Origin of the sequence: Nocardia cyriacigeorgica (genome assembly GCF_010868145.1) — a bacterium.
GTDB classification, from domain to species: Bacteria; Actinomycetota; Actinomycetes; order Mycobacteriales; family Mycobacteriaceae; genus Nocardia; species Nocardia cyriacigeorgica_D.
This window is the reverse complement of record NZ_JAAGUY010000104.1, coordinates 1-230: the sequence shown is the minus strand read 5'-3', so window position 1 is coordinate 230 and position 230 is coordinate 1. Positions and strand designations below refer to the sequence as shown.

Annotated in this window: 1 protein-coding gene; it reads right to left on the bottom strand. The window is 69.1% G+C overall.

The genetic code is table 11. The features are described from left to right. A partial coding sequence (locus GV792_RS28940; protein WP_309139167.1) for a hypothetical protein occupies positions 1 to 81 on the bottom strand: 81 nt, incomplete at its 3' end. Positions 82 to 230: the final 149 nt, after the last annotated feature.

The window sequence follows — 230 nt, the reverse complement described above, 5'->3', positions numbered from 1 at the left end:
ATGCAGCTGCCGGATCCGGTCGCGGGAGAAGTCGAATCGCGCCCCGATCCTGGTGAGCGTTTCAGGTCGGCCGTTGCCGATGCCGAGGCGCAGCCGCAGGATCTGCGCGCCGCGCGGTCGGCGAACTGATCCGTCAAGCCCAGCTCACCGGGAACCTGCCCGCGGCCGAGTTCGCCGGACGATACCCGACATCAGCCAAAGACCAGCAGCTGGTGCGGGCGCTGCTGACC